The sequence below is a fragment of the Candidatus Vallotiella sp. (ex Adelges kitamiensis) genome, assembly GCF_020342435.1.
Taxonomy (GTDB): Bacteria; Pseudomonadota; Gammaproteobacteria; order Burkholderiales; family Burkholderiaceae; genus Mycetohabitans.
Window position 1 is genome coordinate 875399 of sequence record NZ_CP080504.1, and the last position, 20091, is coordinate 895489.

Here is a 20091-nt window from a genome sequence, read left to right on the forward strand (position 1 = left end):
ACTGCTCTATACATCGCTCACCCTGAGCGGTATATCAGGGTAAATTTTGCTGTGGTTGAATAAATCACTAGTATTGCTTTTTACTCAGCAAAATTAAGCCTTCAAAGTTACTGCTTACGAAAGTATTAAGGCATGGAATAAGCTAAAATTATTCGTTTCTGTATTAATCGAAATAACTATTTAATAGAAACAGTATCTGAGCATATCGCCCAATTTTAAGTGGGAACTTACCACAAATAGAAAATTAATACTCTACCCCCCCTATTTTCTCCCCGGCTTTTTGGAAGCATCCGCTTGTTATATTTTAAGAGCTTTCTATCAATTCAATCTATTTTTTAATGTAAATTATTATGACAGCTTAACTAAGCTATTTCTGTTTAGTAAAAAATGACCCTATGATGATTAATTCGAACTTATAAGTCAAATTCAGTGGAATTACCTGTTTCTAATGGACCTAGCACAGATTTATTTTACTGATGAGTACGTTACTATTCTAATAGTCTAACCTGCCCACGCGACGACGATCTATGGTTAAGCTAGGGATATTTTTATATAAAAAAATATTATAGATTAGATGTCTTAATTCTATTATATTTTTAATATGAACGTAGTATATTATATAATATATAAGATACTACGCATCTACTTAGGCGTGCGGCATCTTGTTATTACCCGCTTTCACTTTCACACAAAGACTCGGGATATGAGTATTAAAGAACAAGATAGAAAGTGTAAAAATATCGAGATAGTTTATTGAACCGGCCAATAACTAGAAAAGCGGAGACAGTTGACAATACATTTTTATATGCCCATAATTCACTTCATTTTGGCGAATTAGCTCAGCCGGTTAGAGCAGCGGAATCATAATCCGAAGGTCCGGGGTTCAAGTCCCTGATTCGCTACCATTTTCGCTACCTTTCTTATTTTTCTTGGCTGACTAGGCGCTATATACCCTTTCTTCTTCATGCATCTGTACGTTGTTCTATCACGGGGATATCTTTGCTAGATTTCTCCAATCATGCCCCTACATTCATGGGGAGAGCTGATTACATATATTTCTTAATTTACTCTGTGCTATATATTTTCTTGAAATATGAATATTTACGTGATTATTCATCTGGAAATGTATAATAGCTAATATATACTAGAACATATAAAAACACAGCCCTATAATTTCATTTTTAGTTCTCTATATCATTTGAGTTTGAATTTATGTTCCATTATTAGAAAACCTATGTTCTAAGTTTTTTCGATAAAAACAATGAGTTTTATTGAGGAAAAGAAACTTAGCCGAGCATATTTCTATATGCTTAAATCTGATTTAAACCATTTCGATTAATGCTACGAAGTTATTCAACTTGTTCGAAACACGATCAAAAACTAGTAAAAGCGTCTCTATACGAATAAGATACTTTCCGTTAGAGTAATATTCAATTCGTTGCTGATGTTGTGGTAACGATAAAATTTAACTTACCTAATTTATCATGCATTTTAGCGTAGGCAAGCTGTTCTACTAAGTTATATTAGAATGTCGATTAAGCTAATCTATAATCTGAAGCTATTTCGAGCAGCGCGGTACCCAGTTACTTAATAGTATTGACTTGATTGGTTAAATATAAAATATTTATCTTACCAATGAAATATTTTTCATTCTAGGCTTATCAATGATAAGCATTTTTAATTTTTTGATCTCGGCCGTCTCGGGGCTCGACCCCAGAGGGAATAGTACTATCATAGTCGGCTTCTATTGAAATCTATACTAAAAAGATAGCTATAGATTAGCAAAGACTGTTCTATTAATAGTAAAGAGATATATACTAATTGCGTAATATGCTATATAGAAAACGGCTAGCTGTCTGATAAGCGAGCATATAAGCTATTTAATATGCTGCCGATTGAGCAATCAATGTCAAACTAAGAAGTCCTCTATAGGAAGTTAAGAAGCTATTCTCTGTGCCTATCGATTAGCATTCCTATACGATGCTATATTCATGGGGTTGGTCTAAATCAAAGACTAGGCATTATCTTTGTTATCACATGCTGATATTTTCTTTGGGCATTGCGACAGTCTGACCCCCCCTTCTATCTCTTGGCCTCTACCACATGGTTCGAGACTGATGCGCATTCCACGCCGGGCGGGCCGGTAATGATGTCACCTAATATGTCATTTTATTATCTTGGCTTATCTGAACCTTTAGTACGCGCAGTCAATAAACTCAGTTATACGACACTAACGCCGATCCAGCAGAAAGCTATTCCAGCTGTACTTAGCGGCGGTGACCTGTTGGCCAGTGCACAAACTGGCACTATCAAAACTACGAGCTTTATGCCTCCAATCCTGTATTAATTTATCGTTAATCCAGCAACCTAGTTATCCGATTCGGAGTATGCTATCATGCAAACTCTGTCGTGCAGTCTTTCAACTACAAACAAGTAAATCAGAAAAACTACTGTCTTAGATAATTACTAAGACACGATCTGAACAAACATGTAAGTCTGTGTCGACACACACCGAAAAACTAGGCCGCACTATCAAGTAGTAAATACAGACAGCTCATACAGGTCTCCCTGTAATGTCAGCGCGAAGCGCTTATGTACTGTTTAATGCTACATCGGGTAGCTTATTACGGGAGAAAATGATAGGTATTCGTATGCCTAACAGATTGTTAATAATTATTTTATAAGTATAAGCGGGAATAATTAACGAAAGAATATATGTCGAGCGATCTTAACTAGTGGATACTGCAGAACGGTTTGTATATTAGAAGGTAGATCGAGTGGCTTAAGTAGCATTTTCACACACATATCTATTGATATGTGTGTGCGCATCAGTTTATTCACGCGTGCTATTTTCTCGCGCATATAGGTTTTATTATAAACCTGTGCGGGATATCTAACTAAGAACACATGTCTTAGCGCGATTTCCGAGTCTTCATTCTTGATCTCCATCGCACGGCGTATTAATGCACTTAATACAGAAAAGCGACTATTGCCCTCAATCTGGTTGTACTTCTTAAAAAATTTAAGAAAGTATTTATAATGCCGCACCTCGTCATTACGGATATTATCAGTGATCGTCTTTAGAACTGGCTCGTCTGAATACTCGTTAATAGCGCGATATAATGTAGCTGTACCAGTCTCTACAACACAACGCGCGACCATCTCCAGAGCCCAGGTCTTTTCAAAAGCTTCCAAAGAGCATATTTTTGAATACTCATCTAAAAAATTCTTAAATCCTAGACCCCAATCAAAGTCTGGCCAGACATTATTGATATAAGCTTTCAGAGCACGACCGTGTTGCAACTCCTCATTTTCCCAATGCTGGTTCAACCAGCCGAACACTTCTGGATCGCTTTCAAAAAATGCGCTGAGATTGCTAGTATACAAATCTGAGCCGCTTTCAATAAACGACGCCGCACATAACAGAAGCAGCAAATCCTCATTCACGGCAGCACGCAAACGAACAATCTGTGACAAATCGATATCCTCGATACGCCACGATAATATGGTTTGAGTATCGGCTTCCATTTTTCCTCCGAAGCGCGCGTACCCGGTTATCACCGCGCTATGCGCAAAGTAGTAAGTCCGAGTATAGGTTTAAGGCTTCTGTTAAACTACGTAGCATCAATTGCAGTTTAACGTGCCGCGTCTAATGCTACTTATCCCGAATAAGACCAGACATTTGATAGGGAGTTCTAATATACTAAGCAAAAACATTCGCTACAAATTATTATTTAGATCTTGATAATACACATAGACCCGGCCCGCTTTGCGACTCTTCTTGATAAGAAGATACTCAAGACCTTCGATAATATTGAATACATGCCAGCAAAAATCACTAAATTGTGTTTATCAAAAAAGTTCTGTATTGTATCGCGCTTTGCGACACGTTTTCATATCGTGCTCTAGACAATCTAATGGGATACAAACTAGCCCAGAAAAATTAATTAGCTGCATTCCACTATGTGTGGATTATTTTTCCTATTATCTTGAAAACGTACCATATAACACCCGACAGCATCCTCCTTATAAGAGGCGACGTATTACCGCACTTGTAAGCTAAGCGTAATAAAAATGACTTAAACGTTACAGCGATCATGAGGAAGTATGTTAAGGGCGAGATTCTTGTCATCTACTGGAGGCATCATTACCGTCGAGACTAAAGCAGGGTTGACAAAATGCAGATCAATTATATTCCTCAATATAAGATTGATCTGTACTAATTGACGTATGAAGTATTGAATTAGACGGCACGTTGCGCAATTGTAGAACGCGCAATATTCGAATCCTAGCGGTCTGCTACTCAAAGTTTGGACTCTCTTTTCTAGTTCACCTTGTTCATTGAACTAGGTGATGCCATATTCACCAACTACCAATGCCAGACGTCCGGCGAGATGCAGACTAGCTGAACTTAGCGAGATGCACTATAAGTGCTTTACGCTTATATAACCACTATCTACTGGTCTACTTTCAATGACTTTTATTGTTGCGCCTCAAATTCTAATACTGTAGCTTCAACTAGAATGCAATCCGCTAGACCCCTACTTATCTTAGTATTTACAGCCACCCGATAAGCGGGAGTTTGTCAGACTTAGTCCTACTCTCATTTGAGCATTAATATTACTAAACGCGCACAGAAAGAGTGTGAAGCTTGCACAGCAGCGCCGTTATATTCGGAGGAATAAAGTGGAGGAGATAGATCACTACGATCTATCTGGTCAGGGGTGGTGGAATCAATGGCGCGAGCATTGCTAGAGAAGCGACAGGCCGCGGCCTGAGAGTGCTGCTATGTGAGCAAGACGATCTTGCGGCCCATACCCCTTCAGCTAGTACAAAATTGATTCATAGTGGTCTGCGCTATCTCGAATACTATAAGCTTGGTCTAGTTAGAAAAGCTCTGCAGGAGAGAGGTCCTTCTGCGTATTGCCCTGCATATCATTCGCCCGATAAATTTCGTAATGCCGCATATGCCTCACCTACGGCCAGCATAGCTAATCCGCGCCGGTTTATTTCTATATTATTACCTCGCTAGGCGAGAGATACTATCAGGCTCAAAAGCGTCGATCTACGCACTCATCCAGGCGGCGAACCGCTGATAGACTTAATCATACGCGGCTCCATCTATTCGGATTGCTGCGTCGACGATGCACGATTAGTGGTTCTTAACGCACTCGATGCGAAGATTCGCGGCGCATCCATTCTAACGCGCACAGGTCTAATGAACGCGCAGCGCTGTAGCACATGGTGGAACGCAAAACTACGCTTATACAATGGACGGTTGAAACAGATACGCGCATGTGCTATCGTCAATGCCACTGGTCCGTAGGACGGTTAGTTGCTAACTGATATATTAAAGCTAGGCGCACAGCATCGCGTTCGTCTTGTTAGGGTAGTCGTGTTGCTACTAGAAAGTTATTCGATCGTAATTTCGCCTATATCTTCTAGAATGCAGACAAACGAATCATCTTCGCGATTCCCTACCAGAAAGACTTTACGCTAATTAGAACGACTAACGTTGAATACCATAACAATACCTCGCATGTGCAGATCAATGAAAGCAAAATCACATATTTATGCGAATCTGTAAACCGCTATTTCAAGATCTCAATCTCACATAATTGCGTCGTATGGACATACGACGGTGTACGCCCTCTCCTAGAGGGCAATAAGGGCAGCGATGCCCCTGGGGTCGCGTACGATTATCGATTAGATCTAAATATATCTCTAGGGTAAGCGCCAACCCTATCTGTACTTGATGGAAAGATTACAACTTTCCGAAAGCTTGCGGAAGAAGCAATAGATCGCCTTCACAGGACCCTAGCAATCACACGATCGACCTGGACCCGCGATACGCCATTATCTGATGGCGATATTCCTGGCTCGAATTTTACAGCGTTTTCTAAACAATTCTCAGAGCGTTATCGGTGGCTGCCTAATACGCTTGCATTGAGCTACGCACACACATATGGCACGCGTGTTGAACGGTTTTTGCACGGTGCGAAAGAGTTATCCGACCTAAGCATGGAAATTGCGCCTGGGTTATACGAAGTTGAATTGTCCTATTTACACGAAAAAGAATGGGCATATAGTGCGGACGATACGCTATAGCGTCGCCCTAATATTGGTCTACGACTTAGCGCCCAGGAAGTAACTAAAGTTCGCTCCTAGTTCGAGCGAGTTGGCAACTATTCTTATGCGATCATTCCTACCACTAGATCTATAGCGCCTTTAACCGAACAATGCATGTGATAACCCAACTAATCATCTAATGGAAGATACAAGAATCTCTATATTTTTATTCTTAACTGGGCGATTATAGGCTTGCCTGAGCTATAGGCGAATCAGGCCTGGCCTTGCTTCTGAAGGACTATAGTCTAATCTAAATTGGAGTTGATAGTTCATTGATATCTACAATGAGAATTAGACTCAGCGCAGCCTATAAATATTGATGTGCGCGCAACTTGGCTATTTAATTTGTACTAAACACGATTGAGTATCGCTATAACACGACTACTTTCGGTCACGGCTATGTGTGCCGTTAATTTTCTACTAGATGGTTTTAGTCAAACTTTAACCGACATAAAGAACGTCAGCGGCATTAAGCTAAAATGCTGGTTTCAGCTTATTCTTATAATAAATAGTTGCAAGAGATATTACCTTACCAAAAGTCTACATTAAGATCTAAGGCTTCCATATACAAAGTAGGGTGATAAAATTGATTAAAGTCACTGAAGATCTCTCTGGACCTAACTTACTACTATTAATTTTAAAAATTTACGCTGACCCTTTATTCGCCATGTAACCATGTATTGGCTATTACTATCGTAATTAGGATAGTCTAATGGCTGCATAGTATTAAAGCCTATCGAATTTCTGTTGTCACAGAAGGTTACGGCAAGTTGTAGCTATTATAATAGTAAACTACATACGAGGCAAAAAAGAATCTTGCTATGTTATATGACTGCATAAACTTGCTTAATTTGAATAAAATAACAAAAATGTTTGGATACTGAATGATCAAGATCGCGTGGAATTTATGCGAGCTGTATTATCTTTTCCTCATTCTAAGTAGGGTACAAAACATCAGCCCTGAGCAGATTCCGATATTCGTGACATGTATTAGTTTTGGGTCGCGGTCGGTAATTACTGACGATACTATCAAGTTTGATATACCTCGATGCGACTACAGTTATTGTACAACGCGTACAACATTGCGCTAAGGCATGTCATATACGCTAATGCAGTATATATCCTACCTAGTGGGATAAATTTGGTATGAATACACCCCGTTTTCCGAAGCTTACGCTCAGCGTGCAGTTCCAGGCTAAGATGTTCGATACCCATAAGCTATTGTTACCGCGCGCTAGGATCTCTAGTTGGGTCCGCAGCGCGCTCTTAGCACATGCCGTGTTGACAATCCGTTTCGTCGATGAGCAAGAAAGCCGCTTGCTAAATTATAGCTACCGAGGCAAAAATTACCCGACTAACGTGCTTACATTCTCATATGGAAGATTGCACAATAAAGCAATCAGCGGGGATCTGATAATTTGTTGTCCGGTAGTTGAAAGAGAGGCATATGAACAGTATAAACAACTAGATGCCCATTACGCACATCTAATCGTGCACGGTGTGCTGCACGCACAAGGTTTCGATCATAAGAATGACAAGCTAGCTCATGAGATGGAGTCAATTGAGAAAAATATTCTCGCTAAGCTGGGTTATTTAGATCCATATATGCAACCAGGCTAAACAGGCTGAAACTACAGAGAATATGCTGACCGCGTGGCGTGCTAGATGAGTTAGCATTTCTTCTGCCGGCGTAGTTCTATGTTTAATTCCTTCACACTGTGAACCTTGTCTAGTCATGAAAAGATGCAGAATTAGCGCATCGGTTCTACATGTACTAGCGTCGCGCTCTTGTATGAGCAGCTTATGACCTGCCGGTTATATTTAATCATCAGCCCAATAATATCCGCATTATGCATAGTGCACGCATTAGGTCCATCACACACATCTATAGTCGTATGTAGACAGTAGAACCCTTGAACTCCCTAGCTCGGTACTTATGCTAAAAACACTAAAGTGACCCCCTTAGGGAGAGCGTTCTGAATCTATGAATACAACAGAATAAAGTTTCAGAGATGTAATTTATATATACATTATAAAAAAGCGTGCTTATACCGGCTGTATTACGGAAATGTACGCGTATTGTGCTCGAGACTCTGCACGAGAACGGAGACCTCCGATATTATTTATAATGATTAAACTAGGTTGCCCGTCTAGCAAAACCGTGCAACGTGAAGATATATATGCCATTTAGTGTATCCTTGATTATCCTTATCGCGCGCCCGGTCTCGCAGGACGCTTGAAAATGAACGACCCGTATCCTACCCGGAAAAGTCACCCGAAACATCCAGATAAACCGCGCTCATTACTTGAGCGCTTGACTGATCTTATTTCGCCCGAGCCGGAATCTCGTGCGCAGTTACTCGCAATTCTGCAGGATGCACATACACGAAACTTGATTGATGCCGACTCGCTATCGATGATTGAGGGTGTATTTCAGGTCGCTGACTTATGTGCGCGCGATGTAATGGTACCTCGGGCCCAGATGGATGCGATTAATATCGCTGATAAACCTGATCAGTTCATTCCATTCGTGCTAGAGAAAGCGCACTCGCGCTACCCAGTATATGATGGAAACCGCGACAATGTGATTGGCATCATGCTCGCGAAAGACCTTTTGCGCTACTACGCAGAAGAGGAATTTGACGTGCGCGGCATGTTACGTCCTGCTGTGTTTATTCCTGAATCAAAGCGTCTGAACGTGCTCTTGCACGACTTTCGTGAGAACCATAACCATATTGCTATCGTCGTAGATGAATACGGTGGTGTCGCCGGATTGATAACCATCGAGGATGTACTCGAGCAAATTGTTGGTGATATCGAGGACGAATATGATTTCGACGAAGAGGAGGGTAATATTATCGCAACACCAGATGGTAGCTACCGGGTACGTGCACTCACTGAAATCGAACAGTTTAATGAGACATTTAGTACGCGATACTGCGATGACGAGGCTGATACGATCGGTGGCTTAGTCACACATCGTTTAGGTCGCGTACCCCACCGTGGCGAAAAGGTGCGGATCGATGATTTCGTATTCGTGATTTTACGAAGCGATGCGCGACAGGTTCATATGCTGCTCGCTAAGCGCATACTATCTGGTGTAATCACACGTCGAGATTGTGATGATCATTAAATATAAAGCAGTGCACATGCGCGCTTCATTATATCGATAGATGCTTAAGAAGCGAATCTCCGATTTTGTGCGGTGGGCTTCCTTGCCTAATTCTACGTTGTTAAAGCACGCTGCACGCAAATACCATTCTATGTGGCTGCACTTAACATTAGCAGGCATACTAGGCGGACTAAATACACTTGCATTTGCGCCCGCACAATATGGAAGCTGGCTAGAGTTAATAATCTTTCCCTGTATGTTCTGGCTGCTCTCACAAACCAGTACACTGCGCAGTGCAATACTAGTGGGTGGTACATTTGGTTTCGGGCAGTTTGTCAGCGGGGTATGGTGGTTATACGTGAGTATGCACTTCTATGGCAATACGCCTGCGCTTATAGCTGCTATCATAGTTGTTCTGTTTTCACTCTATCTAGCACTTTATACCGCGCTTTCGGCGGGACTATGTTATATATGCTGTGCACCGAGTAGAAGGTGGGCGACATTTATGCCTAGTTGGCATGCAAGCATAGCATTTGCCTGTTCGTGGACACTAGGAGAGTGGTTACGCGGGACCCTCTTTACCGGATTTCCCTGGCTCGCCAGTGGGTATGCGCAGGTTAACGGTCCGCTAGCCGGGTTTGCTCCACTCTTTGGCGTTTACGGAGTTGGCTGGATCCTCGCTTTTTTCAGCGCATTGATTATACAGACAACCACACGTATTCTCAGTGGAGCTGACGTAGCTACGTGGTTCCTGCCCGCTAGTGCTGCAGCCGCGCTGCTCTTTGGGGGCGCACTACTCTTGCACGTGATATGGACCCAGCCGTGCGGGCCTGTGCTTTCAGTGCGTTTGCTTCAAGGCAATATCGAGCAGCATTCGAAATTTGAGATGCTTAGTATGTGTCACGCTATTTCGCTGTATCAGAGGCTTATAACAGAAAAGCCGGCCGATTTGATCATAACACCTGAAACTAGCATTCCATTTCCGCCGTATGAAGTATCACCCGAATTCTGCAGAGCGATACAGAACTTCGCAGACACTACGCACACATCGGTTTTATTCGGTGCAGTTGGGATAAAAACAGGCTTAAACGAGTCAATAAATTTCACAAATATACTGTACGGTATTATACCCGGATCATCGATCCCGTACCAGTATGAGAAACATCATTTAGTACCGTTCGGTGAGTTTGTTCCGTATGGCTTTCAATGGTTTGTAAATATGATGAAGATTCCATTAGGCAACTGCTCACGGGGCGATTCAATACAATTGCCATTTATTGTTCACGGGCAGTCAATCTCGCCGAACATCTGCTACGAGAATATCTTTGGCGAAGAGATCGCTCTCATGCTACGCAGAAATCCGTACCAAGCTAATCTGCTAGTTAATTCAACAAATCTTGGTTGGTTTGGTAATACGATTGCGCAGGAACATCACCTACAGATTGCACAAATGCGGGCGCTGGAAACTGGCCGGCCGATGTTGTGCGCTACTAATACCGGCGTGACCGCGATGATTGATACAAACGGTTCGGTAATAGCCCAGTTACACCGCTTCACTGTAGGTGCGCTCGATGTGCGCATACAGGGCCGCAGTGGTACAACACCCTATATCGTTACTGGCAATATAACTATATTAATAGCATCATTAGTCGGACTACCGATCGCATTTTGGACAGAAATCAGAGTGAGAGACTCCCGTACACGAACAAGCAATAATATTTTATCCATACAAGAATAATTTGAATTTCAAGTTGTTCCCTCCCCTTTTTATAAAAATTTTTTGTAACTTAATAAGTTAAATTCACTTAATTTATTCCCGCAAGAGAGATAGGAGACTACAGTAAAATTTCGAAGCTTTTTAAACACCAAACCAGGTTAACATAAATCCTGATCTAGCATTACCTGTACCCTATTACGTAAAGCAATTTTGTGCTGAGTTACACTGCTGGAAAGTGCATAATCTTTTCGAGGCATAAAATAAAGCAATGAGGATTCTACTCTGTGCAGAAGCTATGCCGTAGCCCTTGATAGTATCAAAGTCCTGTATACCCCATACGCCGATACAGGTTAGTTAGAAAGAGTCTAATAATACTCTTTCGGAAAACAAAAATTTTTATAAAATACAATATTATTATATTATTTGAGAATCAAGCATAAGCTTAATTATATTCGTTACTATCGCACTTTTATACTATTTGTCTACAAGAATACACTTAAAACCCCCTTGAACTCACCCTTCTGTAAGCGAAGTTATAAACCTAAGTAGCCTAGGTGAATTATTCTAGAGGTTGTTATTTAAGCTCCGATATGGGGTATATCGGGTTATGTAAAACGCTTATCATCAATTACAGTCTATTGACTGATCCCTCAGAAGGAAAGGAATTGCCTATATTACTCAGATCGGCAAAACCTTTCTCTAAAATAATATCGGGCAATAGTCGGCTTACAAGGCCTTCCACTTCTTAACTCTCAGCATCATCTGACCTGGATAAAACGATAAAAAAACTGTAAGACAATAAGAAAAGTTTAAACAGATGATACGCGCAGTATAATTTTTCCTAATTGTGAAGTCGTTTATTTTTCGAGCCATTCTTAGTAGGGTTGACCTGATTTTACTCGATCAACCTATGTGCTATATACACTGAACTACAGGGTGTGGCTGGCGCATTAATTGATTAAGTGCTTTCTGGCAATTCACTTCAGGTGACCACCACGTTTCACTAGCATCAATAGCAAACCCTGTTATGCACAAACATGGCTCGATTTTATGATTTTTCCGATAAAATTTGCCCCTTTAGTGCTTTTTACTTTGGAGCAGCGGCGTGTGTTAGTGCATATATATCCACTCGCTTTCTCTGAAGGTAATTTCGTGCTCACGTTCCAGAAAATCATTTTGATATTACAGTCCTATTGGAATAAACAAGGCTGTGTGCTCCTACAGCCGTACGATATGGAAGTCGGTGCAGGAACGTCGCATACCGCTACATTCCTGCGAGCGATTGGCCCTGAGCCATGGCGAGCCTCTTATGTGCAGCCCTCCCGGCGCCCAAAAGATGGACGCTACGGTGAGAATCCTAATCGAATACAACACTACTACCAGTACCAGGTAGTATTTAAACCAGCTCCAGAAGATATCCTGGACCTGTACTTAGGCTCGCTCCAAGCACTTGGACTCAACCTGAAACAGAACGACGTACGCTTTGTTGAAGATGACTGGGAAAACCCAACTCTAGGTGCTTGGGGACTTGGATGGGAAGTATGGCTTAACGGGATGGAGATCACGCAGTTCACTTACTTCCAGCAAGTTGGCGGGCTCGACTGTAAGCCAGTGCTTAGCGAAATAACTTATGGTGTCGAGCGCCTAGCTATGTATGTTCAGCAAGTCGAGAATGTTTTTGATTTAGTATGGTCCGAATGGGAAGAAAATCATCCAACCGGCAAAATTCTACACAGGCTAACCTATGGAGACGTGTTTCGACAAAACGAAGTCGAACAATCGATATACAACTTTGAGCAATCGAACGCCGAGCTGCTGTTTACGCTCTTTAATGCCTATGAGAGAGAAGCCCGACGCATTGTTGAAAAACGCCTTTCGATACCAGCCTACGAATTAGTCCTAAAAATCGCACATATCTTTAACTTGCTTGAGGCACGTGGGGCGATTTCTGTAACTGAGCGCACTACATATATTGGCCGAATTCGTGCATTGTCGAGACTAGTTGCGCAAGCATACTATTTTTCACGGAAAGCACTTGGATTCCCGATGCTAGGTAAGGGGTCTCGTTTGCATGAACACGATACTATCGCTTCTTAGCAGAACGCCGCTTACTCGATTGAGTAGATACCATAAAGGTTTAGACATAAGCTTAAGGACAACACTTAAAACAATAGAAGAGACGCTATCCTGATGAGTCAATCACACACTCTACTCGTTGAACTACTAACTGAAGAGCTTCCGCCGAAAACCCTTGCTCGCTTATCCAGTGTCTTTTCTGAAGGTCTTGTTACAGGACTTACTGCACGCGACCTGATCGATATCCCCAACAGCGGGTCACCTTCGTTTGAGCCGTTTAGCACGCCACGTCGGCTAGCGGTTGCAATCCACAATGTACGAACAGTAGGGGTGAAACAGCAGGTGCATAAAAGAGTATTACCAGTTTCTGTAGCGCTCGACGCCAATGGGCGGCCAAGTGCTCAACTAATAAAAAAGCTCGCAGCTCTTGGCTTCCCAAATATGCCACTCAAGAGACTAGAGCGCATAATGGATGGCAAGATCGAAGCGTTTTTTTTAAAGTATGTTGCGCCGGGTATAACCCTAAAAGATGGGCTACAGGCCACACTGGACGAAACTCTTACTAACCTTCCCACTCAGAAGGTATTAAGATATCAGCGAGCAGATGGTACGAACGTTCAGTTCGTACGCCCAATACACCGAATTGTTGCACTACACGCGAATTGTATTGTTCCGATTACAGCACTTGGGCTAGATGCTAGTGGTATCACGCTTGGGCATAGGTTTCTGTCTGAGGGTCATATCGTCCTGCATGCAGACAGCTATAGTCACACGCTTAAGAATCGGGGTAAGGTTATTGCGAGTATGCGGGAACGTAAAGAGACGATTCGCATGCAATTGCTTGAGCGTGCAGGTATGGACTATGTACTAATGCCTGAAGCACTACTTAACGAAGTGAATGCATTGGTTGAGTGGCCGATTGTCTATGAGTGCCATTTTGATCAAGCATTTTTGCAAATCCCCCAAGAATGCTTAATTCTAACAATGCAAACAAACCATAAACATTTTATGCTGACTGATGCTTTCGGTAAATTAAAATCACGCTTTTTAGTTGTCTCGAATTTACAGACAGACACGCCACAGCAGATCATAATGGGAAATGAACGCGTTGTGCACTCACGACTAACAGATGCACAGTTTTTCTTCGAACAGGATAAGAAAAAGACACTTGAGCAACGCGTGCCGTTACTAGCTAACGTCGTATACCACAATAAACTCGGCTCCCAACTACAGCGTGTTGAGCGCCTCGAGGCGCTATCAGTACTCATCGCACTTATCGTCGGCGTAGATGCGAAGCTAACTGCACGCGCTGCGAGGCTAGCTAAGGCAGACTTACTTACAAGTATGGTGACCGAGTTCCCAGAATTACAGGGTACGATAGGCGCCTATTACGCTCGATATAATGGTGAGCCCGAAGATGTTGCGATCGGGTGCTTGGAGCACTATCAGCCCCGCTTTTCAGGCGACACACTACCATCTACCGAAATTAGTACCGTGGTCGCAGTTGCCGACAAGATTGAAATGCTAGTAGGAATTTGGGGTATTGGCTTACAGCCCACAGGGGAGAAAGACCCCTACGCACTTCGACGACATGCACTCGGCCTGTTACGTATCATTCTTGAAAAGAAACTACCTCTAGACCTGATAGACTTGCTGCGATATGCCTATGCCCAATTTTCGACTCAGATACAAATTACCGATCCTACTAGTGCACTATACGACTTCTTTATCGAACGCCTACGCGGTTTATTATATGAGTACGGCTACAATGCGAAAGAGGTAGAGGCAGTACTAAGCCAAAATCCGACCCGTATTGATGACATCATTAGTCGACTCGATGCAGTACGCAAATTTTCTGCTCTACCTGCAGCGGTATCTCTAGCAGTAGCTAACAAGCGAATCATAAATTTTTTAAAAAAAACGGGAAGCACACCCCGGCACATCGAGACAAAACTATTAGTAGAGTTAGAAGAGCGTATGCTGTTCGAACGGCTACGGAGCATTACGCCAATTGTGCAGGAGCGATTAAGCTTACGCGACTACACAGGCGCTTTGTTAGCGCTTGCGTCAATGCGTGATGCAGTCGATATATTTTTCAATAACGTGTTGGTCAATGATAGTAATAGCGCGTTGCGAGAGAATCGACTGAGCTTATTAATGCAGTTGCATATTCAGATGAACTGCGTAGCTGATATTTCTAAGCTTGCATCATGAGTGAGGGCTTCATTTTTTCTAGTAGACCACGCAAATTAACCACGCCCAAAAAACTTGTGATCCTTGATCGTGACGGTGTTATTAATTACGACTCCGACGCATTTATAAAGTCACCTGATGAGTGGGTCCCAATCCCAGGTAGCCTAGAGGCAATCGTACGGCTGAATCAGTCAGGTTACCATGTTGTAGTTGCGAGCAACCAGTCGGCTATCGGTCGTGGCTTATTTAACATGGCTACACTCAATGAAATACATAAGAAGATGAATCATGAGTTAGCAGCACTGGGTGGGCAAGTCGCCGCTATCTTTTTTTGTCCACATACTCCAGCCGACCATTGTGATTGCCGCAAACCGAAACTCGGCTTATTTATACAGATCATCCAGCGCTTTCAGATCGATTCTGCTAGTACACCGATGGTAGGTGATTCTCAACACGATTTACAAGCTGCTTTGGCTCTAGGACTCAGACGGAACCTAGTGCTAACCGGAAAAGGCTCTAAAACACTAGGTACAGGTAATTTGCCAGTAGGTACAACAGTCTATTCAGATTTGCATGCGTTCGTACTCGACTTTTGTACTACCGTAGGCAATTGAGTTAACGACTCCAGTACTATTTAAAGATTTATATAGCACTATCATGCACGTGATTCGCTCAATACTATTTTTTATTTATCTAATTATCTATACAGTCCCGTATGCATGCGTATGCTGCATTTGTTTCCCGTTCTTAAACGCATACCGGCGCTACCAAATGGCTATTGGTTGGTGCTACTCGACACTATGGGTGCTGCGTTACCTAGTTGGTATAGGTTGGCGAATTGAAGGCTTAAGCAATCTTCCTAAAGGCCCGGCAGTACTTCTTCCAAAGCACCAGTCTGCCTGGGAAACGCTAGCGCTCCCGGTAATTATACCCCATCCGTTGTGTTATATCTTCAAGCGTGAGTTACTGTATATTCCATTTTTTGGATGGGTCCTCAAAGGGCTAAAGATGTTGCACATTGACCGCAACAAAGGGTATAGCTCATTTAGATCAGTCATTCGGCAAGGTAAAGAGCGGGTAGCCGAAGGCTTATGGGTGGTCATATTTCCAGAGGGAACACGAATGCCAGTGGGCGAGCGCGGCACGTATAAAACCGGTGGAACACGATTTGCGGTATCTGCTGGAGTACCTGTAGTTCCAATTGCGCACAATGCTGGATACGTGTGGCCGCGCAACTCTTTTCTAAAATATTCGGGGATAATTACGGTCTCAATTGGTAAACAAATTAATACTTTTAATCTGAATGCTGATGAGGTTATGATGCGCGTTGAAGAGTGGATTGAAACTGAGATGTGTCGTATTTCTACGCATGCATATCTATCACAATCGTAAACGTTTAATGCATGCCGAAATTCGATGTAGTCATTTGAGGCAATCTCAGTAAGCTCTAATTGAATTATTAGACTATAGAGCGGCCTCTTGAATAAACAAAGATATTCCTATGTCTAATGTCAGATATCTATTTCATATCGATTGATATGAAATCGTAGTTCATCTAATTTATATATTCATAAGAGCGCGTTAAGATAAACCGTTAGTCACAGCACGCCGTAGGCAGTAACGTACTAATAGATCTGAGATCTAACCTTCTAGCCTGAGGTCCAGAATTATCTTTAAGCTGCTGTGCCAGCGCAACATATTCGAGCAGCGGTACATCCTCGGCGCGACGTGTAAGATCAAAGCCAAGCGCTTCAAAATTGACTTGACTACCATAAGCTGCAAGCGCATTTCGTAATATCTTACGCCGCTTTGAAAAAGCGGCCGTCACAATTTCACTCAGGCGGTAAATATTAACTGACGGTACGTCGCCAGTCGTGCGTGGAATCATCCGTACTACTGACGAAGCCACCTTTGGCGATGGCCTGAATGATTCAGGAGATACCTCAATTAATTTATTGATCGTATATCGATACTGTAACATTACAGTGAGGCGGCTGTAGTTTCTACCGCCCGGTTTAGCAATCATCCGATTTACTACTTCATCTTGAAGCATGAAGTGTTGATCAATTATCTTATCAGAAAATAATGCTAGATGGAATAATAGCGGGCTTGAAATGTTATACGGCAGATTCCCAACCACCCGGAGCGATGCACCAATATGTGCTAAATTAGCTAGTGAAGAAAAATTAAACGCTAGAGTATCGCCTGCATACAAAACAAGTCTACTACTAAAACGCTGCCGTAGACGCGTGATTAGATCGTTATCTAGTTCAATCGCGTGCAATATTTTCACGTAGTTGAGGAGTGGAGCGGTCAATGCGCCTAGGCCTGGACCGATTTCAACGATCCGATCTTCGGGTTGCGGACGGATTATTTCCACGATTTTGTCAATCACGTTTATATCGGTAAGGAAATGCTGGCCAAATCGCTTTCGTGCCAAGTGGCCTTGGTACTTATTATGATTCATAAAGTCACTCATTAAGAATCAGGTACAGTGAGATGCATGACCGCCTATAGCAAAAGCCATTGAAATAGCGGCCTCAATCGCGGCTATTAAACTACCACAATCGGCACGTCCAGTACCCGCTAAGTCGAGTGCCGTGCCATGATCAACGGAGGTTCGTACGATAGGCAATCCTAGTGTAATATTGATACTCTTACCAAATGTAGAAAACTTAAGCACTGGTAAACCTTGATCATGATACATTACTAATACACATTCAGCATCGCGTAAGTAGCGTGGATGAAAGAGTGTATCGGCTGGATACGGCCCGCGCACCTGGATACCGGATGCGTATGAGCGCTGCACCGCCGGTGTGATTACCTCAATTTCTTCGCGACCTAGATAGCCATTTTCACCTGCATGGGGATTTAGGCCTGTAACAAGAATGCGAGGCGATGCAATACAAAAACGTGTACGTAAGTCCCTATCAATAATAGCTAAAGTGTCTACTAGACCGTCAATACTTAATGCGTCAGGCACATCTCGAAGTGACAAATGTGTAGTTGCAAGAGCCACTCGCAGTGGCTGCTTACCGGTTCCAGATAGCATCATCACAACACGCGACGCACCAGTACGCTGAGCCAGATATTCGGTATGGCCAGTAAATAGCATGCCAGCGTCGTTAATAATACTTTTTTGAAGCGGCGCAGTTACGATGGCGTGGAACATACCATCGAGCGCGCCATCAATAGCCGCATCTAACATTGTGAGCACATAGCGTCCGTTTGCCGCGTCTAACACACCAGCTACACTCGGCACACTGAGGGGCACATCGCGCAGTACGATATTCCTCCCCACTCCCGTTGACCATATGGTAGAGTCTACACCTATCTGTTCCGCGCGCTCGATCAGCAGCCGTCGGTCTCCGAAAACTGTGAAACAAATTTCATGGTGCCAGCGGCTAGTCCCGCATGCAAATACCTCTGCAGTCAGTTCCGGACCGATACCGGCAGGTTCACCAGTCGTGATGGCAATGCTAATAGGTATTGTCATGCTCCGTGCCGACAGTCGTCTTAGGTTGGTTCATCTAAGTTATATCGTACATATGAGCTATCGCACAGCCGAAGAAGCCAGTCTGTATAGACCTGTTCTGCTTTACGCTGGCCAATTATCTGATATACAATTTCCTCTTGTTTCGAAATGAAGCCTTGTGCCACTCGACGTTCAATTACTTGAACTAGGTGATAACCATAGTTACTATGGATCGGCTGGCTTATTTTGTTATCCTCTAGGTTGTTCATCGCTTGCTCAAATTCCGGTACAGTCTCACCCGGGTTAATCCATCCTAAGTCCCCCCCCTGAGACGCCGAACTATCCTGCGAGTAGATACGGGCGAAATTTGCGAAGTCGCCACCTGCCTCAATCTGAGATCGCAGTTTCAGTAGTTTCTGCTGTACCGAAAGCTCCGACTGCTTCTCGTTAACTCGGATGAGAATATGCCGAGCATGTGTTTGCACGAGCTTCGGCATGTCTATGTGGGTATTGCTTGACATCCGGCGATCTATAAGCCGAACGATCTCGAAGCCTTCTGCAGTGCGTAATACCTCTGGATTAACCTGTCCCGGCCGCAGCTGAAACGCAGCCTGCGTCATCACTTTAGGTAACGAAGAAACTGGACGGAAGCCAAGATTCCCTCCTTGTAAAGCATCAGGCGCCTGCGAATTAGCTTTTGCGAGCTGCTCGAAGTCTTTGTTAGACAGTGCGTACTTTAGAAGATCGAGTGCTTTTTCCTGAGCGGCTCTAATTTCAGTTGGCGACGCGTCCGGCCGGACTTTAATTAGAATATGCTCAAAGCACAAGTCCTGGTCCTGCTGTATACGCCCCATCATTCCATTCTGGCTAGCGATATAATCGTGCACTTCTGCATCTGATACTATGATTCTGCTGTTAACTTCTTGATTGTGAAGCTTCGAAAGCATTAACTCATTACGCACATCGGTACTAAATGCCGACCAGGTAATACCCTTACTCTCTAGTTGCGCACGGTACTGGGCGAGCGACATATTGTTCACCTGAGCGAGTTGTATTAGTGTGTTTTGTAGCGTCGCATTATCAACCACGATGCCGTTATCCCTTGCTTGCTGTAATTGGATATACCCAAGAACCATCTGATTCAGTACCCGTAGTCGCATCTGATGTGGTGCTGGTAATGGCGCATTCTGATTTTTCAGGCGCCGTGTAATTAACTCCATCTGTAAATCAAGCTCATGGCTCGTTATTACGTCATTATTTACGACTGCAACAATATGATCTATCTTCTGCGAAATTTGATGCGACGGCAGTGCTTGTGCGTATACGCTGTTAATAAGTAAAAACGTGCATTGAAACAGTGCCGAACGTATCGGCCTTATCATTTCTATT

At 43.1% G+C, this 20091-nt stretch carries 13 protein-coding genes, 1 tRNA gene and 2 pseudogenes; 12 read left to right on the top strand and 4 right to left on the bottom strand.

Translation table 11 applies throughout. The features are described from left to right. Positions 1 to 828: 828 nt before the first annotated feature. Together K0T93_RS03285 and K0T93_RS03290 are read left to right on the top strand one after the other, a co-directional pair. Positions 829 to 905: transfer RNA gene (locus K0T93_RS03285), tRNA-Met, on the top strand. A 1256-nt stretch (positions 906 to 2161) separates the two neighbouring features. Beyond that, a pseudogene (locus K0T93_RS03290) lies at positions 2162 to 2341 on the top strand (DEAD/DEAH box helicase); the annotation flags it as partial. Between the two features lie 359 nt (positions 2342 to 2700). On the opposite strand, the gene K0T93_RS03295 reads toward K0T93_RS03290, so the two are convergent. After that, a complete protein-coding gene (locus tag K0T93_RS03295; protein ID WP_225721267.1) occupies positions 2701 to 3528 on the bottom strand; it encodes a ferritin-like domain-containing protein in 828 nt (275 codons plus the stop codon). A 1180-nt stretch (positions 3529 to 4708) separates the two neighbouring features. On the opposite strand from K0T93_RS03295, the pseudogene K0T93_RS03300 reads away from it, so the two are divergent. The 10 genes and pseudogenes from K0T93_RS03300 to K0T93_RS03350 all read left to right on the top strand — a co-directional run. Further along, positions 4709 to 5057: pseudogene (locus K0T93_RS03300) on the top strand (FAD-dependent oxidoreductase); the annotation flags it as partial. Positions 5058 to 5155: 98 nt separating this feature from the next. Continuing rightward, on the top strand, positions 5156 to 5326 hold the full coding sequence (locus K0T93_RS03305; RefSeq protein WP_225721268.1) for a hypothetical protein: 171 nt from the start codon (positions 5156 to 5158) through the stop codon (positions 5324 to 5326). Positions 5327 to 5946: 620 nt separating this feature from the next. Next, the gene (locus tag K0T93_RS03310; protein WP_225721269.1) at positions 5947 to 6108 is read left to right on the top strand and encodes a hypothetical protein; all 162 of its coding nucleotides are present in this window, start codon (positions 5947 to 5949) and stop codon (positions 6106 to 6108) included. A gap of 1167 nt (positions 6109 to 7275) precedes the next feature. Next, a complete protein-coding gene (ybeY, locus tag K0T93_RS03320; protein ID WP_225721271.1) occupies positions 7276 to 7749 on the top strand; it encodes an rRNA maturation RNase YbeY in 474 nt (157 codons plus the stop codon). 622 nt (positions 7750 to 8371) lie between these two features. Continuing rightward, positions 8372 to 9262: an HlyC/CorC family transporter gene (locus K0T93_RS03325; RefSeq protein ID WP_225721272.1), complete on the top strand. Its 891-nt coding sequence runs from the start codon at positions 8372 to 8374 to the stop codon at positions 9260 to 9262. A 130-nt stretch (positions 9263 to 9392) separates the two neighbouring features. Then, complete coding sequence (gene lnt / locus K0T93_RS03330) at positions 9393 to 10979, top strand: apolipoprotein N-acyltransferase (RefSeq protein ID WP_225721273.1); 1587 nt, start codon at positions 9393 to 9395, stop codon at positions 10977 to 10979. 1131 nt (positions 10980 to 12110) lie between these two features. Then, positions 12111 to 13055 carry a glycine--tRNA ligase subunit alpha gene (glyQ, locus tag K0T93_RS03335; protein ID WP_225721801.1) on the top strand — a complete coding sequence of 315 codons (945 nt, stop codon included), beginning with the start codon at positions 12111 to 12113 and terminating at the stop codon, positions 13053 to 13055. 93 nt (positions 13056 to 13148) lie between these two features. Then, positions 13149 to 15248 carry a glycine--tRNA ligase subunit beta gene (gene glyS, locus K0T93_RS03340; protein WP_225721274.1) on the top strand — a complete coding sequence of 700 codons (2100 nt, stop codon included), beginning with the start codon at positions 13149 to 13151 and terminating at the stop codon, positions 15246 to 15248. Beyond that, a complete protein-coding gene (gene gmhB, locus K0T93_RS03345; RefSeq protein ID WP_225721275.1) occupies positions 15245 to 15841 on the top strand; it encodes a D-glycero-beta-D-manno-heptose 1,7-bisphosphate 7-phosphatase in 597 nt (198 codons plus the stop codon). Before glyS ends, gmhB begins: the two co-directional genes overlap by 4 nt. Positions 15842 to 15884: 43 nt before the next feature. Continuing rightward, positions 15885 to 16619, top strand: a complete 735-nt coding sequence (locus K0T93_RS03350) for a lysophospholipid acyltransferase family protein (protein WP_225721276.1) — start codon at positions 15885 to 15887, stop codon at positions 16617 to 16619. Between the two features lie 202 nt (positions 16620 to 16821). On the opposite strand, the gene rsmA is transcribed toward K0T93_RS03350, so the two are convergent. The 3 genes from rsmA to K0T93_RS03365 are packed head-to-tail and all read right to left on the bottom strand — an operon-like array spanning position 16822 to position 20084. Then, positions 16822 to 17706, bottom strand: coding sequence for a 16S rRNA (adenine(1518)-N(6)/adenine(1519)-N(6))-dimethyltransferase RsmA (rsmA, locus tag K0T93_RS03355; RefSeq protein ID WP_225721277.1), 885 nt, complete (start codon positions 17704 to 17706; stop codon positions 16822 to 16824). Positions 17707 to 17712: 6 nt separating this feature from the next. Continuing rightward, complete coding sequence (gene pdxA, locus K0T93_RS03360) at positions 17713 to 18723, bottom strand: 4-hydroxythreonine-4-phosphate dehydrogenase PdxA (protein ID WP_225721278.1); 1011 nt, start codon at positions 18721 to 18723, stop codon at positions 17713 to 17715. Between the two features lie 20 nt (positions 18724 to 18743). Continuing rightward, on the bottom strand, positions 18744 to 20084 hold the full coding sequence (locus tag K0T93_RS03365) for a peptidylprolyl isomerase (RefSeq protein ID WP_225721279.1): 1341 nt from the start codon (positions 20082 to 20084) through the stop codon (positions 18744 to 18746). Positions 20085 to 20091: the final 7 nt, after the last annotated feature.

Bases quoted from the DNA above. Each gene is read 5' to 3' on its own strand.
- K0T93_RS03295 (WP_225721267.1), bottom strand. From the start codon at position 3,528: ATGGAAGCCGATACTCAAACCATATTATCGTGGCGTATCGAGGATATC.
- ybeY (WP_225721271.1), top strand. From the start codon at position 7,276: ATGAATACACCCCGTTTTCCGAAGCTTACGCTCAGCGTGCAGTTCCAG.
- K0T93_RS03325 (WP_225721272.1), top strand. From the start codon at position 8,372: ATGAACGACCCGTATCCTACCCGGAAAAGTCACCCGAAACATCCAGAT.
- lnt (WP_225721273.1), top strand. From the start codon at position 9,393: ATGTGGCTGCACTTAACATTAGCAGGCATACTAGGCGGACTAAATACA.
- glyS (WP_225721274.1), top strand. From the start codon at position 13,149: ATGAGTCAATCACACACTCTACTCGTTGAACTACTAACTGAAGAGCTT.
- gmhB (WP_225721275.1), top strand. From the start codon at position 15,245: ATGAGTGAGGGCTTCATTTTTTCTAGTAGACCACGCAAATTAACCACG.
- K0T93_RS03350 (WP_225721276.1), top strand. From the start codon at position 15,885: ATGCACGTGATTCGCTCAATACTATTTTTTATTTATCTAATTATCTAT.
- rsmA (WP_225721277.1), bottom strand. From the start codon at position 17,706: ATGAGTGACTTTATGAATCATAATAAGTACCAAGGCCACTTGGCACGA.
- pdxA (WP_225721278.1), bottom strand. From the start codon at position 18,723: ATGACAATACCTATTAGCATTGCCATCACGACTGGTGAACCTGCCGGT.
- K0T93_RS03365 (WP_225721279.1), bottom strand. From the start codon at position 20,084: ATGATAAGGCCGATACGTTCGGCACTGTTTCAATGCACGTTTTTACTT.